Source organism: Variovorax flavidus (assembly GCF_030317145.1).
Classification (GTDB): domain Bacteria; phylum Pseudomonadota; class Gammaproteobacteria; order Burkholderiales; family Burkholderiaceae_C; genus Variovorax; species Variovorax flavidus.
The window spans coordinates 1,722,104-1,736,894 of sequence record NZ_JASZYE010000001.1; the positions used below are offsets into that span (position 1 = coordinate 1,722,104).

Below are 14,791 nucleotides of genomic sequence, written 5' to 3' on the forward strand. Positions count from 1 at the left end.
ACCTAGAAACGCGTGCTGATGGCGCCGGTCACGGCCCAGTCGTCCTCGACGAGCGCCAGCCAGCGCCACTTGTCGAAGGTGGTGCAAGGGTGCGAGATGCCCAGCGCGACGCGGTCGCCGACCTGGGGCACCGGGCCCGTCGGGTCGAAGCGCAGATAGGCGTGCTGGTCGTTCAGCGCACTGATCGTCCAGCCCGCAGGCACGTCGACGGCGCTGCGATCGCCACGCGGCGCATGGCACACCGGGATCGGCATTTCGAGATCGTAGGAAATGTCCCGTCGGCCGCAGGTCAGCAGCGCCAGGCCCGGCTCGGGCACCGACTGCACCATCGCCCAGACTTCGAGCGCGGCGCGAAGGGATTCATCCAGTCCTTCGCGCTTCTCCACCTGCGCCAGGAAACGTGCGTAGTTGCCGTTGTCATGCGTGATGTAGCAGCCCGAGCGCAACACGCCCTGCACGGGCCGCGAGAGACCTTGAGCGCGCAGCAGCGGCACGACGAGGTCGAACACCGCCGACCCGCCGGCCGTCAGCATCACGGTGTCGTCACAGAAGTAGTTCCCGGCATCGCAAGAGCGAGCGACCTCGAGCACGCGGCCCACCAGCGCCGTGACCTCGCGTGCGTCGTGCTCGCTGTCGCACCGGGCCAGGCCGCCTTCATAGCACTCGATGCCGCCGAGTTGCACGACCGTCGAACGCGAGATGGCGGCTGCCAGATCCAGCGCCTCATCCAGCGTGCGGCAGCCGGTACGCTGCCCGGGTATGCCGATCTCGATCAGCACGTCGAAGCAGCGCTTGCATTCCCGGCGCCGCGCCCAGTCCTCGATCAGCGCCAGTTGGGCGAGCGAATCGACCAGGAACCAGACGCGCAGGTCGTTGTGCCCGGCCAGCAGCATGTCCAGCCCGTCGAGGTCGGCATCGCACATGACCTGGTTGGCGATGATGGCGCGGCGGGCGCCCGCCTCCACGCCGACGGAAAGTTGGTAGATGGTCGCGAAGGTCAGTCCCCAGGCACCGCCGGCCAACTGCTGCGCGAAGAGTTCGGGCGACATGGTGGTCTTGCCGTGCGGTGCCAGCGTCACGCCCTTGCGGTGCGCGTAGGCCTGCATCCACGCGATGTTGTGAGCGAGCGCCGAGCGGCGGATGACGGCCAATGGGTAGGACAGGTCATCGGCCAGCACATTCCACCCCTTCCGGCCGATCTCGGCTCCGCGGCACGGCGCGGCCTCGAGCGGGTAGCTCTTGCTGCGGTGGTCCAGGATGAACTCTTCTGTCATATGTGTCCCTCTGTTGGATGTTCTTGATGATGGGCCAGGGCCGCGCAAAGATCAAAGATCGTTGCGCCAGCACGCATGCCAGTGTCCGGGCCGGACTTCGCGCAGTTGCATGTCGGCGCCGGCGCATCGCTCCTCCGCGAGCGGGCAGCGCGTGCGAAAGACGCAACCCGAAGGCGGGTTCGCCGGGCTCGGCAGGTCGCCCTGCAGCAGCGGCACCACGCGCCGCTGCGCCGGGTCGGGGATGGGTGCCGCCGCCAGCAGCGCGCGAGTGTACGGATGCTGGGGATGGGCGTAGAGCGACTCGGTCGGGGCGATCTCCATCACGCGGCCAAGGTAGAGCACCACCACGCGATCGCACAGGTACTCCACCACATCGAGATCGTGCGAGATGAAGAGCAGCGTGAGTCCCAACTGCTCCTTCAGTTCGCCCAGCAGGTTGACCACCTGCGCCTGAATCGACACGTCCAGTGCCGACAAGGGCTCGTCGGCCACGATGAACTGCGGCTCCACGGCCAGCGCGCGAGCGATGCCGATGCGCTGGCGCTGCCCGCCGGAGAACTCGTGCGGAAAGCGATCGGCATGTTCAGGGCGCAGGCCGACCTGCTGCAGCAACTGCTCGATGCGCGGCTTGCGCGCCGCGCCCTTGGCAAGCCCGTGCGTGTCCAGCGCTTCCGCCAGCACGTCGCGAATCCGCATGCGTGGATTGAGGCTGGCGTAGGGGTCCTGGAAAATGATCTGCACCTTGGAGCGCAGCGGCCGGAACTGCGATTGCGACAGCCCCGCCAGGTCCTGAGGCGCGGCATCGGACCCCTGCGGCTGGTACAGCATCTGCCCGTCGGTCGGGTCGACGAGCCGCGTGAGCAGGCGGCCGATGGTGCTCTTGCCCGAGCCGGATTCGCCGACCAGGCCCAGCGTCTCGCCCTTGCGAATGGTGAAGCTCACGTCGTCCACCGCGCGCACCGGGTGGCTGCCCTTGCCGAAATACTTGCGCAGGTTGCGGATCTCGAGCAGGTTGTCGCTCGCCAATGATGCAGTCGTCATGCCGCCTGCTCCTCGATGAAACCGATGCAGCGCACCTTGCGCTGGCCGCCTGCGGATTCGAGCAGAGGCATTTGCGAATCGCAGGCCTCGCGGCGATAAGAACAACGCGGCGCGAAAGCGCAGCCCGGAGGCGGGGCGAATGGGCTCGACACCTGGCCTGGAATCGCCACCAGCCGCGGCCGCTTGCCCGCCATGGCGGCGGGTGCACCACGGCGCCGCGCCACGCCTGGCAGGCAGGCCAGCAGGCCGCGCGTGTAGGGATGGTCCGGACGCGCAAAGAGATCGTGCACGGGCGCCGATTCAACGATGCGGCCCGCATACATCACGGCGACCGCATCCGCGTACTGCGCCACCACCCCGAGGTTGTGCGTGACGAACAGCATGCTCATGCCGGTTTCCTTCTGCAAGCGGCCCATCAGCGCAAGGATCTGCGCCTGGATGGTGACGTCGAGCGCGGTGGTCGGCTCGTCGGCGATCAGCAATGTCGGATTGCAGGCCATCGCGAGGGCGATCATCACGCGCTGCCGCATGCCGCCGGACAGTTGATGCGGATATTCGTGGACCCGCTGCGCGGCGGCCGGGATCTCCACCAGTTCCAGCATGCGCTGCGCGTGCGCGAGGGCCGCCTTGCGATCCATCCTGAGATGCAGCCGCACCGACTCCGCAATCTGCTCGCCGATGGTCAGCACCGGGTTGAGGCTGGTCATGGGCTCCTGGAAGATCATGCCCAATTCGTTGCCGCGCAGTGCGCGCTTCTCGGCCTCGGGCATCTCGAGCAGGTTCACCCGGCGGCCGTCGCGCCGCACGAACCACGCTTCTCCCTGCACCTGTGCGTGCGAGGTCTTCGCATGCAGCCCCATCAGCGTCAGGCTGGTGACGGATTTGCCCGACCCCGATTCGCCCACCAGCGCCAGCGTTTCGCCGGGCCGGATCGCGAAGGACACATCGGCCACGCTCTGGATGCGGCCCGCCTCGGTGGCGAAAGACGTCGACAGCCCTTGCACTTCCAGGCGCGGGATCGTGAGGGTGTGAGTGTTCATGCGGCCTTCCTGAGCTTGGGATCGAGCAGGTCGCGCACGCCGTCACCCAGCATCTGCAGCGAGAGCGCGGTCAGCACGATGGCGAGGCCCGGACAGAAGATCGTCCAGAAAGCCTTGTCGGCGTATTCGAGGCTGCCGGCGATCATGGTGCCCCAGGTCGGAATATCCGGCGGCACCCCCACGCCGAGGAACGACAACCCCGCTTCGGCCAGGATCGCGTACGCGAAGATGAAGGTCACCTGCACGAGGATCGGCGACATCAGGTTCGGCAGGATGTGCTTGCGCAGGATGCGCGGCGTGCGCACGCCGAGCGCGCGCGCCGCATCGACGAAGAGCAGCTCTCGCAACACCAGCGTGGTGGCGCGCACCACGCGTGCCACGCGCGGCGTGTACACGATGACCAGCGCGAGCATCACGTTCCACAGCGACACGCCGAGGATCGACACCAGCGCGATGCCGAGCAGGATGTCTGGGAAGGACATCATCGCGTCGACCACGCGCATCATCGGCGCATCGAGTCGGCGGAAGAAGCCGGCCAGCATGCCCATCAGCGTGCCGAAGAGCACGGCGCCGGCGGCGGTGACAAAGCCGATCAGCAGCGAGTAGCGCGCACCGTGCACGATGCGCAGCATGACGTCGCGGCCGAGTTCGTCGGTGCCGGCCCAATGGGTCCAGGATGGCGCGTGCAGGCGGTTGCTGATCTCGATGGCACCCGGGTCGGCATCCGAGATCCACGGATAGATCACCGCCACGCCCACCACCAGCAGCAACACCAGCGCCGCGGCCAGCACGACCTTGCGCGAGAAAAGGCGACGCGCGACCGGCATTGCGCCACCGAATAAGGAAAAGACGGCCGCTTTCATTTCGACTCCAGCCGGATGCGCGGATCGACCAGCGTGTAGATGAAGTCGACGCCGAGGTTGATGAACACGTAGATCGCGGCGATCACCAGCAGCGTGCCCTGGATCACCGGGTAGTCGCGCCGCAGCACCGCGCGCACGACAAGGTTGCCGACGCCGGGCAGGTTGAAGACGGTTTCCGTCACCACCGTGCCGCCGATCATCAGTGCGAGCGTGAGGCCCAGCACGGTGACGATGGGCACCAGTGCGTTGCGCAGCACGTGCTTGACCATGATCACGTACTCCGGCAGGCCCTTGGCGCGCGCGGTGCGCACGTAGTCCTCGCCGAGGATGTCGAGCATCGAGGCACGCGTGAAGCGGATGATCAGCGCTGAGTTCAGCAGGCCCAGCACCAGGGCGGGCAACAGCAGGTGGTGCAGGCGCTCATGCAGCGAAGCGCTGGGGTCCCCGTAGCCCGATGTCGGAAACCACCCGAGCTTGACCGCGAAGAACTGGATCAGGATCAGCCCGAGCCAGAAGCTCGGGATGCTGGCGCCCAGCATCGCCACGCCGCTCACGGCCTGGTCGGCCGCGCTGCCGCGCCAGATGGCGGCCGCCATGCCGGCCGGGATGCCGATCAGCGCAGCGATGCCGACGGCGAACAGCGCGAGGAACATCGTCGGCTCGGCGCGCTCCATCAGCGCCTGCGCCACCGGGCGCTGGAGGAACAGCGACTGCCCGAGGTTTCCCTGAAGCAGTTCGCCCACCCACAGCACGAACTGCGTCGGCAAGGGCTTGTCGAGCCCGTACTGGATGCGGGCCTGGGCAATGTCCTCGGTGGTCGCCTGGTCGCCGAGGAGCAGCGCGACCGGGTCACCCGACGCCAGGCGCGTCAGCGCGAAGACCAGTACGGCGACGATGGCGAGCACCACCACCGCCCCCGCCAGGCGGGTGAGCAAGAAACGCAACATGAGGGTTCGCCGGGTCTACTTGGCAAGGCCGGTGTTCCAGAAGAACGGCCAGATCGCGGGCGTGTAGCCCTCCAGCTTGGCCGAGCGCGCGGACAGGCTGTTGAACTTGCCGACCTCGATGAAGGGCACTTCGTCATACACGGTCTGCTGCACCTGGCCCCACAGTGCGCCGCGCTTGGCGCTGTCGGTTTCCTGGTTGAACGCGGTCAGCGTCGCCTTCTTGGCGGGCGTTTCCCACCAGCCCGGCGCGCCGTCGCCCAACTGCGGCGGCGAAAGCATCGGCTCGGGGAAGAGGCCCGAATGCGTGAAGTAGACGTCCCACAGCTTGGCGTCGTTGCGGCGCTGCACCAGCGTGGCCCAGTCGACCACCTGCAGGTCGGTCTTGAAGCCGGCCTTCTTGAGTTGCTCGGACATCACGAGCGCCATGTTGTAGTGGAACTCGTACTGGCGGCTCGCCATGATGCGCACCGGCTGGCCGTTGTAGCCGGCCTTGGCCGCGAGATCCTTCGCCGTCTGCGGATTGCGGGTGTTGTAGGCGTTGGTGCCGGCGGCCGAGTAATAAGGCGTGCCCTTCGGGAAGAAGTTGGGCTCGACCACGAAGAAGCGGTTGTCGCCGAAGCCGGCGGCCATCAGCTCGCCCTGCCCCACCGCGGTCTGTACCGCGCGGCGCAGCGGCTGCGATGCCAGCACGCCTTCCTTGGTGTTGAACACGATGTAGGGGAAGCCGAAGTTCTTGGTCACGATCGGCACCACGGCCGGCGCGCCCTTCTCGATGCGGCCCACGGCCTCGACCGGGAGCAGGTCCGCGTACTGGAACTGGCCCGAGAGCGAACCTTCGACGCGTGTGTTCGCATTGGGCACGGGCACGAAACGCAATTCGTCGAGCAAGGCTTCGCGGCGCCCGGCATAGCCGCTCGGTGCCTCCTTGCGCGCGGTGTAGCCGTCATGGCGCACGAGCACGGTGAACTGGTCGGGACGGCGTTCCTTGAACTTGTAGGGGCCGGTGCCGATGAATTCCTTCAGTTGCGGTGCGATGCTCTCCTTGGCCATGATCGCGGCCATGCCGCTGGGCAGCGCCAGTTGGGCGAGAAGCGGCGCATAGGGGTTCTTGAGCTTGAGCTCGATGCTCTGCGGGCCCTTGGCCGCGAGCGACGCGACTTCCTTGCCCACGGACTTGCCGCGCGGCGAGAGTTCCATCCAGCGCTGAAGCGAAGCCACGACGTCATCGGCATTCAGGTCGCGGCCGTTGTGGAGCTTGACGCCCTTGCGGATCGCGATGGTGTAGGTCAGGCCGTCCTTGGAGACCACCGGCATGCCCTCCGCCAGCATCGGTGCCACGTTCCAGTTGGCATCGAAGGTGTAGAGCGGTTCGTAGACGTGCTGCATGATCGTGCCGACCAGGTCCGCGGTGCTGATCATCGGGTCCAGGCCCTGCGGCTCGCCGACCATCGCCAGGTTGGCGGCGCCGCCCTTGGCAGGTTCGGCGAAGGCGGCGGCAGGCAGCAAGCCGAATGCGACGGTGGCGGCAAACGCACCAGCGACGGTTCGCCATCGCGATGCGCGCACCGGGTTCAGTTGAAGAAAACCAGATGTCGGTACAGTGATGGCGGTTGTTTGCATCGCGGCTCCATGAGTAATAACATTACATCGCCGATCGTATTTCTCGCGATTTGCCACGTCAAACAGGGGTTTACCCTGCCTTTTCAATGTAATTTCATTACACACACATCACCATGTCCAAAGTTGAAATGCTCGGCCAGTCGCCGATTGCCTCCGATCGGCAGGCACGTCCCCTGTCGCCCGCCACCCGCGCGGGCGATTTTGTTTTCGTCTCCGGACAAGTCCCGACCGACGACCAGGGCCAGGTCATCGTCGGCGGCATCGAGGCGCAGACGCGCCAGGTGTTCAAGCGCATCGAGCAGGCGCTTGCATTGGCCGACTGCACGCTGGCCGACATCGCCAAGGTGAGCGTGTGGCTGAACGACGCACGCGACTTCGGCAGCTTCAACCGCGTCTACATGGAATGCCTGGGCGACCACCGTCCTGCACGCTCGACCGTCGAGTCGCGCCTCATGATCGACGCGAAGGTCGAGATCGACGTGACCGCATACAAGCCGAGAGCCAGCTGACATGAGCCACGCCCGCCTGGTTGCCGTCGATTGGGGCACGAGCTCGCTGCGCGGCGCGCTGCTCGACGCCGATGGGCGGGTGCTGGAAGAACAGAGCCATTCGCGCGGCATCCTCACCGTGAAGCACGGCGGCTTCACCGAGGTGTTCGAAACGCTCTTCGGCGAATGGATGCGTCCTCAGGGCACACGCTGCCTGATCTCGGGCATGGCCGGCAGCAAGCAGGGCTGGGTCGAGGCGCCGTATTGCGCGTGCCCTGCCGGTCTGGTCGAAGTCCGCAACAAGATCCTGGAGATCGAGCCCGGCCGCATCTCGATCGTGCCGGGCCTGAGCGACACGCACGACGGCGTGCCCGACGTGATGCGGGGCGAGGAAGTCCAGATCTTTGGCGCGATGGCGCTGACCGGCATCCACGACGGCCTGTTCGTACTGCCCGGCACGCACAACAAGTGGGCCCGCGTGAAGAAGGGGATGGTGACGAGCTTTCGCACCTTCATGACCGGCGAGTTCTACGCAGTGCTGAGCCAGCACTCGATCCTCTCGCGCACGATCGACACCTCGGCGCCGCTGGACGAGGCCGCCTTCCTGCAAGGCGTGACACAGGCCGACAACGGCCAGGGCCTTCTGCACAACGCCTTCGGCGCACGAACGCTTTCGCTCTTCGACCGCATGCCGGCGCGCGAATTGTCGAGCTATCTCTCCGGCATCCTGATCGGCGAGGAACTGCGCACGCAATCGGTCCACGCCGCCGCGGAGGTGGTCCTGATCGGCACACCCGCCCTCACCCAACGCTACATGCTGGCCCTGCAGGCCTCCGGCACCCAGGCCCGGTCGCTTGGCGCCGAGGCCACCTGGGCCGGCCTGCACGCGCTTCATTCACAGAGCCACAGAAAACAATGACCACGCCCGTCGACAAATTCTCCGGCGCGATGCGCCAACTGCCGCTCGTCGCGATCCTGCGCGGACTGACGCCGGCCGAGGCACCCGCGGTGGGCGACGCGATCGTCGAAGCCGGCTTCCGGCTGCTCGAAGTGCCGCTCAATTCGCCGCAACCGCTCGACAGCATCGCCCTGTTGCGCCAGCGCTTTCCGGACGCGCTCGTCGGCGCGGGCACGGTGCTCAGCGCGCAGCAGGTGCGCGAGGTGCATGCGGCCGGCGGCGAGCTGATCGTCGCGCCGAACTTCAATGCCGAGGTGATCGCGGAAGCGGCGCGCCTCGGCCTCGTGAGCCTGCCGGGCGTGATGACGCCGACCGAGGCCTTCGGCGCACTGGCTGCGGGTGCCACGGGGCTCAAGCTGTTCCCGGCCGAGCTGGCTTCGCCCGCCGTCGTGAAAGCGCTGCTCGCCGTGCTGCCCAAGGGCACGCCCCTGATGCCAGTCGGCGGCATCACGCCAGACAACATGGACGAATGGCGCGCAGCCGGTTCCGCGGGATTCGGCATCGGATCGGCGCTGTACAAGCCCGGCAAGACTGCCGCCGCGGTGCGGGAAGATGCGCTGCGTTTCGTCGCCGCCTTCGCCGGCGCGCTGCGCGCCTGACGACGGTTCGTCCACGCTGACTTTTTGATCGACTCGCCATGCCCGCAGATTCCGACTACGCCAGCCCCGCCGTCCGCACCCTGCGCGAGGACCTTGCGCTCGCGCTGCGCGCAGCCGCACATCACGGCTTGTCCGAAGGCGTGTGCAACCATTTCAGCGTGGCATTGCCGGGCGCGCAGGACCGCTACCTGATCAACCCGCGCGGCCTGCACTGGAGCGAGGTCGGCCCCGACGACATCGTGCTGATCGATGTGCACGGGGAAGTGCTCGCGGGACGGCACCGGGTCGAGCCCACGGCCCTCTTCATCCATGGCGCCGTGCATCGCATCACCGGCCATGCGGTGGTGCTGCATTGCCACATGCCCTATGCCACGGCGCTCACGCTGACGGCCGATCGCGCGCTCGACCCCACCCTGAGCCAGAACGCGATGCGCTTCATGAACCGCATCGCGATCGACGCCCGCTACAACGGCCTGGCGCTCGACGATCGCGAAGGCGAGCGCATCGCGAATGCCATGGCAGGCAAGGACGTGGCTTTCCTCGCGAACCATGGCGTGATCGTGGCGGGATCGCGCATCGCGCACGCGTACGACGATCTCTACTACCTCGAACGCGCGTGCCTTCACCAGGTGATTGCGCAGTCGACCGGCCGGCCGCTGGTGCCGGTCGATGCAGCCCTTGCTGCGCATGTGGCGGCGCAGATCCAGGGAGAGCGGGAGCAGTCCGACCTGTTCTTTGCAGCGTTGCGGCGCTTGCTGCCCGCACCGGCGAAACGGTAGGCCTCAGCGCTTGAACTTGCCGTCGCTGATGATCGACAGATCGGCGAAGTCGATGCCCGAGTGGTCCGTGGGCGAGTAGCTGACCTCGAGCCCGCCGAGGTCATAGTTGCGGAGGGTGTCCAGTGCCGCCACGACCCTGGGCCGAGTCGGCTTCGGTCCCGCTCGGCGCAAGGCCTCGACCAGCACCTTGGCCGAGGCGAATCCTTCCAGTGCAGCGGGCGAGAGGTCGTTCTGGCCCTTGGCACGCGCCAGGCTCAACGCCTCCTTGACCATCGGCTGCCCGATCGAGCGTTCGTTGGGGAACACCTGCGTCACGATCACGCTGCTGCTGGCTTCGCCCAGTTGCTTGATGAAGCCCGACGAGGCGTTGTTCGACAAGGTGACGACCTGCGCCGCGGAACCGGCCGCACGCAGCGACTTCACGCCGTCGACCACCGCGAGGCCTGAACCGATCCACACCACGGCCTGCGAATTGGCAGCGATGAGCTTCGGCACGATTGAGGCGTAGTCGGGCTTTTCGCGATCGGCCGGCGCCAGCACCGCCGGCGTGGCGCCCGCCTTCTTGAAGCCTGTCATGGCTCCTTCCAGGGCATCCTGACCGAAGGAATCGGTCACGTAGACCACGGCGATCCGCGACATGCCGATGGTCAGCAGGTGCTGCACCGCCTTCTCGGCTTCCCGCTGGTACGTGGACCGCACGTTGAACACGTTCTTCTGCACCGGCTTGTGCAACACCATCGCGCCCGTCGAAGGTCCGATGAGCGCCACGTCGTACTTGTCGAGCCAGGGAATGATGGCCTGCGAATGCGGTGTGCCGCGGCTCATGAACAGCGCGACCACCTTCTTTTCCTCGATCAGCACCCTTGCGTTCTCGCCCGCGCGCTTGACGTCGAAGGCGTCATCCATGCGCAGGATCTCGATCTTCTCGCCGTTGACGCCGCCTTGGGCATTGACCGCATCGATGACCAGCTTCGCGCCGCCGATGGTCTCGTTCACGCTGGCAGCGACCGAGCCGGTCATTCCGGCGGTCTGGCCGATCAGGATCTGTGCAGACGCCTCGGCCGCGCCGAGCGCCAACAGACCCGCGGCGCAGAACACGCGCACGTTTTTCATCAGGAACCTTTCGAGGAAGGGCGTTGGGAACACCCGGGAAAAAGTGTTCCGATTTGTAAACAAGCTCAGCCCAAGCCCTATCCGTGGAAACCCCCGAAATGCCCCGGAAGATGCGCTCTATCTCGCCGCGTAAGGCGGCGTGTCAGTCGAAAGTCCCTGCTTTACCTGCCGCGTCAACGCATCGGCCAATACTTCGAACTGTCCTGCTTCCAGCGCGGCGAGAGTCTGGGCCACCACATCGTCCGGCGACGCCTTCGGACCCGGCACCTTGCTCGTCATGTCCGTGTCCATGAACGCGACGTGCAAGCTGAGCACTTGCGTGCCCTGCTCACCCAGCGCATTGCGCAAGCCATTGCTCAAGGACCACGCTGCCGATTTCGACGCGCTGTAGCTGGCAGCGCCTGGCAGGCTGAGCCAGCTCAGGATCGACAGCACATTCACGATCGCACCGCCGCCGTTCGCTTTCAGCACTGGAGCGAAGGCCCGGCTGACAGCCCACGGCCCGAAGAAATTGGTTTCGAATTCGGCCCGCGCCAGATCGAACGCATCCGGCGTGTCGAGCAGATTGACGCCGCGCGAGATGCCGGCGTTGTTGATCAGCAGGGTCACGTCGCCACACTCCCGGGCCGCGGCCTCCGCCTGCTCGGGCCGCGTCACGTCCAGCGCAATCGGGTGGACGCCGGCCAGCGTGATGCTCTTCAGATCACGCGCGGCCGCGTAGACCTTCCTGGCGCCAGCGGCGACCGCGGCCTTCGCAAATGCCAGGCCCAATCCACGGTTGGCGCCCGTGATGAAAACGACAGAGTCTTTGACTTTCATGCTCACCTTTCGGATGTTTCGAAGCTGAATCAGGAGGGTTGAAAACGGCGCAGCAAGCTGGCCGTCGTGCGGGGCCAGCCCACCCGTCCGAACCACGCGCCGCCGGCGATGGCCGATGCAATGACCACGCCATACACCACCAGCGCCACGCCTTGCATGACGAACACATGCGCCAGCGCGCCGCCCCAGCGCAAGGCGAGCCAGCCGCCGACCCCTGCGACGATCAGGCGGGCGATGTTGCCCATCACCGGCCACAGCAATCGGCCGGCGCCCTGCGACGCGAAGTACAGCACCAGCCCGAGCCCGAAGAAGCCATAGAACGGCCCCACGGCGCGCAGATACTGCGACCCCGCTTCGAGCATCGCGGGATCGCTTCCGAACAGCATCAGCCACGGACGCGGAAACAGGGCCGCCACAAGACCGATCGACCCCGAGAGCGCGAACGCGATGGCCGCGCCGGCCCAGGTCGCACGCAACGCGCGCTCCCGCTGACCTGCGCCGATGCAGGTGCCGACCATCGCGACAAGCGGCGCGCCCAAGCCGAACACCAGCGGCACAAGCAGGTATTCGAGTCGCGACGCGGTGCCGTAGCCTGCAATGGCGCCCGGTCCGAAATGGCCCGACAACGCCGTCGCGATGCCGATCGACAGATTGGTCGCCACGGTGGACACGGAGCCGACGAGCCCGATGCGCAGGATGTCGCTGAACAGCGGCCAGCGAAAACGTGCCTTGGCCCACGACGGCTTCAGCAGGCTGCGGTCCGACCGGAGATAGATCCACAGCGCAATCGCACCGCCCAGGTAGTAGACCAACAACGCGACGGCACCGCCCGCGATGCCGAGGCCCGGAATGGGGCCCCAGCCGAAGATCAGCAGCGGGGACAGCGGAATGAGGACGATCACCCCCGCCACGGTCACGTTGGCCGGCACAGCCATGTTGCCCGTGCCGCGAATCACTGCGGCCAGCGAGTTGAAGATCCACACCAGCACCGCGCCCGCGAAGACCACATGCGAGTACGTCAACGCTGCATCGAGCGAAGCGCCGCTGCCACCCATGAGCGCATAGAGCCAGCGCCCGCCGAGGAGCAGCGCAAACATGAAGAGCAGCCCGAATCCGATGGCGATCGCGATGGCATGGAACACCAGCGAGTCCGCGTCGTCGCGACGGCGTGCGCCGAGCGCACGGGCGATCGACGACGCGATGCCGCCGCCCATGGCGCCCGCCGACGTCATCTGCATGAGCATGACGATCGGGAACACCAGCGCCATGCCTGCCAATGCGTCGGTGCCCAGCTTGCCGACGAAGTAGGTTTCGATCAGGCCGACCGAAGCCTGCGCGACCATCACCAGCACATTGGGCGCAGCCAGGCGCAGCAGCGTCGGGACGATCGGTGCCTCGAGCAGGCGCCTTGTACGCGGATCGACGGCGCCGGTCATTTGACGATCTCCGTGCTGCGCACTGCGATGTTCGCCTTGGGGGCGGCCCGGCGGCTCATGCTGCAGCCTTTGCCATCAGCACCGGTCGCGCTTCGCGAATCGGCAGGTTGATCAGGGCGGCACCAGCGGCCAGTGCGATGTCGATGTACCAGACGATGTCGTAGCTGCCCGTTGCCTGGAACACATAGCCCCCGAGGAAGGCGCCGAGGAATCCGCCGATCTGGTGCGCCAGCATCACGATGCCGAACAGCATGGCCATGTTGGCGGGTCCGAACATCTTGGCGACCAGGCCCGCGGTCGGGGGCACCGTCGAAAGAAAGGTCACGCCCATCACCGCGGCAAAGACCAGCATGACGGCCGGCGTCTTCGGTGCGAGCAGGAAGATCAGCACCGCGATGCCGCGCGTCGCATACACCAGCGCCAGCAGCGACTTCATGCGCCAGCGGCCGACGGCCCAGCCCATCAGCAAGCTGCCCACGATGTTGAAGAGGCCGATCATCCCCAGCGCCCAGCCACCAATCTCCGGGGGCAACCCGCAGGCCGCGACCACACCGGGAAGGTGCGTTGCGAGAAAGGCGACGTGGAAGCCGCACACGAGAAACCCGAGACTCAGGTAGCGATAGCTCGGCGTACCGATGGCCTGGCTGATGGCCTGGCGCGCCGTGAGTGGCTTCACGCCGCTGGCCGCCGCGGACTGTGCGGCCAGTTGGTTCGAATTGCCTTTCAACACGAACACCGCCGGCAGCGCGAGCAGGATCAGCACGGCCAGCCACTGCATCGCGCTCGCCCAGCCGACGGCAGCCATCAGCCCGATCGCGATCGGCGCCATGGCGAACTGCCCGAAAGAGCCGCCCGCGTTCACCACGCCGGTGGCCAGGCCACGCTTGTTGGCGGGCACGAGGCGCGTGGTCGCGGCCATCAGAACGGAGGGGCCTGCCATGCCGGCCCCTCCGGCGGCCAGCACGCCAATGGCAAAGATCAGCCCGGCCGTCGAAGTCATCAGCGGCGTGATGAAGGTTCCAAGGGCCACCAGCAGCACACCGATAAAGATCACGCGGCCGGTTCCGATGCGATCGGCCACAGCACCGGCGAAAGGCTGCGTCAGCCCCCACCACAACTGCCCGAAGGCGAATGCCAGGCTGATGCTGCCGATGCCGAGCCCCGTCGACGTGTTGAGCGACGAAAGGAAAAGTCCCATCGTCTGGCGCACGCCCATGGTCAGCGCGAAGGTGCCGGCCGCAGCCAGCAGCACCAGCCACACGGCATAGCGCGCGACGGGCGTCGTGCCCAGGTTGGTCTTGTCATTCATCGATCTCTCCCGGTTCCGCCTCGCCAGTGGCTTGCAGCAGCACGATGCTTTCGTCGATCAGCGTGTGCAGCGCCATGACCCGCTCGACACCGAGCACTTCGTTGAGCTTTTCCTGCGCTGTGCGCCAATGACGCTGCGCCTCCGTGCGCTTCTTCCGGCCCTCGTCCGTGATGGCGATGAGCCGGCTGCGCGCATCGGGGCCGTCGCCTTGCGTCAGCCAGCCCGCGGCGACCATGGGCTTGAGGTTGCGCGTCAGCGTCGAGGCCTCGATCCCCATGGCCTGCGCCAGGTCCACCGGGCGCAGCGGCCCCAGGTGAAGGACGTGCGACAGCAGCGAGTACTGCGTGGTCTTGAGCCCGCTCTTGGCGACTTCCGCGTCGTAGTGGCGGGCGACCTGGCGCATCAGGCGCCGCAGCCGGAAATTGGTACAGCCTTGCGGCCTTGCGATAGCATCCATGCCGATGATTGTAGCTACAATCATTGCATATGCAACTCTTTTGAGGAA

The 14,791-nt window shown here is 66.7% G+C and carries 15 protein-coding genes; 4 read left to right on the forward strand and 11 right to left on the reverse strand.

The genetic code is table 11. From position 1 onward, the window contains the following. Positions 1 to 2: 2 nt before the first annotated feature. Genes QTH90_RS08350 through QTH90_RS08375 form a run of 6 tightly spaced genes read right to left on the reverse strand, consistent with a single transcriptional unit; the run spans position 3 to position 6,785 of the window. The gene (locus tag QTH90_RS08350; protein ID WP_286663998.1) at positions 3 to 1,274 is read right to left on the reverse strand and encodes an amino acid deaminase; all 1,272 of its coding nucleotides are present in this window, start codon (positions 1,272 to 1,274) and stop codon (positions 3 to 5) included. Between the two features lie 51 nt (positions 1,275 to 1,325). Further along, entirely contained in the window at positions 1,326 to 2,315 is a 990-nt protein-coding gene (locus QTH90_RS08355) for an ABC transporter ATP-binding protein (RefSeq protein WP_286663999.1), read from the reverse strand. After that, the gene (locus tag QTH90_RS08360; RefSeq protein WP_286664000.1) at positions 2,312 to 3,355 is read right to left on the reverse strand and encodes an ABC transporter ATP-binding protein; all 1,044 of its coding nucleotides are present in this window, start codon (positions 3,353 to 3,355) and stop codon (positions 2,312 to 2,314) included. Before QTH90_RS08360 ends, QTH90_RS08355 begins: the two co-directional genes overlap by 4 nt. Beyond that, positions 3,352 to 4,218 (reverse strand): ABC transporter permease, encoded by an 867-nt coding sequence (locus QTH90_RS08365; RefSeq protein WP_286664001.1) that lies wholly within the window; start codon positions 4,216 to 4,218, stop codon positions 3,352 to 3,354. The genes QTH90_RS08360 and QTH90_RS08365 overlap by 4 nt, the downstream gene beginning before the upstream one ends. After that, complete coding sequence (locus QTH90_RS08370; RefSeq protein ID WP_286664002.1) at positions 4,215 to 5,165, reverse strand: ABC transporter permease; 951 nt, start codon at positions 5,163 to 5,165, stop codon at positions 4,215 to 4,217. The genes QTH90_RS08365 and QTH90_RS08370 overlap by 4 nt, the downstream gene beginning before the upstream one ends. 15 nt (positions 5,166 to 5,180) lie before the next feature. Then, positions 5,181 to 6,785 carry an ABC transporter substrate-binding protein gene (locus QTH90_RS08375; RefSeq protein ID WP_286664003.1) on the reverse strand — a complete coding sequence of 535 codons (1,605 nt, stop codon included), beginning with the start codon at positions 6,783 to 6,785 and terminating at the stop codon, positions 5,181 to 5,183. A gap of 113 nt (positions 6,786 to 6,898) precedes the next feature. Between QTH90_RS08375 and QTH90_RS08380 the strand changes: the two genes are divergently transcribed. The 4 genes from QTH90_RS08380 to QTH90_RS08395 are packed head-to-tail and all read left to right on the forward strand — an operon-like array spanning position 6,899 to position 9,609. Next, on the forward strand, positions 6,899 to 7,294 hold the full coding sequence (locus tag QTH90_RS08380) for a RidA family protein (RefSeq protein WP_286566876.1): 396 nt from the start codon (positions 6,899 to 6,901) through the stop codon (positions 7,292 to 7,294). 1 nt (position 7,295) lies between these two features. Then, positions 7,296 to 8,192, forward strand: coding sequence for a 2-dehydro-3-deoxygalactonokinase (locus QTH90_RS08385; protein ID WP_286664004.1), 897 nt, complete (start codon positions 7,296 to 7,298; stop codon positions 8,190 to 8,192). Continuing rightward, on the forward strand, positions 8,189 to 8,830 hold the full coding sequence (locus QTH90_RS08390) for a 2-dehydro-3-deoxy-6-phosphogalactonate aldolase (RefSeq protein ID WP_286664005.1): 642 nt from the start codon (positions 8,189 to 8,191) through the stop codon (positions 8,828 to 8,830). Before QTH90_RS08385 ends, QTH90_RS08390 begins: the two co-directional genes overlap by 4 nt. A 38-nt stretch (positions 8,831 to 8,868) precedes the next feature. Then, a complete protein-coding gene (locus tag QTH90_RS08395; RefSeq protein WP_286664006.1) occupies positions 8,869 to 9,609 on the forward strand; it encodes an aldolase in 741 nt (246 codons plus the stop codon). 3 nt (positions 9,610 to 9,612) lie between these two features. Here QTH90_RS08395 and QTH90_RS08400 read toward each other — a convergent pair whose 3' ends face one another. The 5 genes from QTH90_RS08400 to QTH90_RS08420 form a co-directional block, all read right to left on the reverse strand. Continuing rightward, complete coding sequence (locus QTH90_RS08400; RefSeq protein ID WP_286664007.1) at positions 9,613 to 10,722, reverse strand: ABC transporter substrate-binding protein; 1,110 nt, start codon at positions 10,720 to 10,722, stop codon at positions 9,613 to 9,615. Between the two features lie 117 nt (positions 10,723 to 10,839). Beyond that, positions 10,840 to 11,541 (reverse strand): SDR family oxidoreductase, encoded by a 702-nt coding sequence (locus tag QTH90_RS08405; RefSeq protein ID WP_286664008.1) that lies wholly within the window; start codon positions 11,539 to 11,541, stop codon positions 10,840 to 10,842. Between the two features lie 29 nt (positions 11,542 to 11,570). Next, the gene (locus tag QTH90_RS08410) at positions 11,571 to 12,977 is read right to left on the reverse strand and encodes an MATE family efflux transporter (protein ID WP_286664009.1); all 1,407 of its coding nucleotides are present in this window, start codon (positions 12,975 to 12,977) and stop codon (positions 11,571 to 11,573) included. Positions 12,978 to 13,032: 55 nt separating this feature from the next. After that, on the reverse strand, positions 13,033 to 14,286 hold the full coding sequence (locus QTH90_RS08415) for an MFS transporter (protein WP_286664010.1): 1,254 nt from the start codon (positions 14,284 to 14,286) through the stop codon (positions 13,033 to 13,035). Next, positions 14,279 to 14,743 (reverse strand): MarR family winged helix-turn-helix transcriptional regulator, encoded by a 465-nt coding sequence (locus tag QTH90_RS08420; RefSeq protein ID WP_286664011.1) that lies wholly within the window; start codon positions 14,741 to 14,743, stop codon positions 14,279 to 14,281. The genes QTH90_RS08415 and QTH90_RS08420 overlap by 8 nt, the downstream gene beginning before the upstream one ends. Between the last annotated feature and the right edge of the window lie 48 nt (positions 14,744 to 14,791).

What these genes read in the sequence shown, in the direction of transcription:
- QTH90_RS08390 (WP_286664005.1), top strand. Translation starts at nt 8,189, where the DNA reads ATGACCACGCCCGTCGACAAATTCTCCGGCGCGATGCGCCAACTGCCG.
- QTH90_RS08410 (WP_286664009.1), bottom strand. Translation starts at nt 12,977, where the DNA reads ATGACCGGCGCCGTCGATCCGCGTACAAGGCGCCTGCTCGAGGCACCG.
- QTH90_RS08420 (WP_286664011.1), bottom strand. Translation starts at nt 14,743, where the DNA reads ATGGATGCTATCGCAAGGCCGCAAGGCTGTACCAATTTCCGGCTGCGG.
- QTH90_RS08400 (WP_286664007.1), bottom strand. Translation starts at nt 10,722, where the DNA reads ATGAAAAACGTGCGCGTGTTCTGCGCCGCGGGTCTGTTGGCGCTCGGC.
- QTH90_RS08365 (WP_286664001.1), bottom strand. Translation starts at nt 4,218, where the DNA reads ATGAAAGCGGCCGTCTTTTCCTTATTCGGTGGCGCAATGCCGGTCGCG.
- QTH90_RS08385 (WP_286664004.1), top strand. Translation starts at nt 7,296, where the DNA reads ATGAGCCACGCCCGCCTGGTTGCCGTCGATTGGGGCACGAGCTCGCTG.
- QTH90_RS08375 (WP_286664003.1), bottom strand. Translation starts at nt 6,785, where the DNA reads ATGCAAACAACCGCCATCACTGTACCGACATCTGGTTTTCTTCAACTG.
- QTH90_RS08355 (WP_286663999.1), bottom strand. Translation starts at nt 2,315, where the DNA reads ATGACGACTGCATCATTGGCGAGCGACAACCTGCTCGAGATCCGCAAC.
- QTH90_RS08415 (WP_286664010.1), bottom strand. Translation starts at nt 14,286, where the DNA reads ATGAATGACAAGACCAACCTGGGCACGACGCCCGTCGCGCGCTATGCC.
- QTH90_RS08405 (WP_286664008.1), bottom strand. Translation starts at nt 11,541, where the DNA reads ATGAAAGTCAAAGACTCTGTCGTTTTCATCACGGGCGCCAACCGTGGA.
- QTH90_RS08350 (WP_286663998.1), bottom strand. Translation starts at nt 1,274, where the DNA reads ATGACAGAAGAGTTCATCCTGGACCACCGCAGCAAGAGCTACCCGCTC.
- QTH90_RS08395 (WP_286664006.1), top strand. Translation starts at nt 8,869, where the DNA reads ATGCCCGCAGATTCCGACTACGCCAGCCCCGCCGTCCGCACCCTGCGC.
- QTH90_RS08360 (WP_286664000.1), bottom strand. Translation starts at nt 3,355, where the DNA reads ATGAACACTCACACCCTCACGATCCCGCGCCTGGAAGTGCAAGGGCTG.
- QTH90_RS08380 (WP_286566876.1), top strand. Translation starts at nt 6,899, where the DNA reads ATGTCCAAAGTTGAAATGCTCGGCCAGTCGCCGATTGCCTCCGATCGG.
- QTH90_RS08370 (WP_286664002.1), bottom strand. Translation starts at nt 5,165, where the DNA reads ATGTTGCGTTTCTTGCTCACCCGCCTGGCGGGGGCGGTGGTGGTGCTC.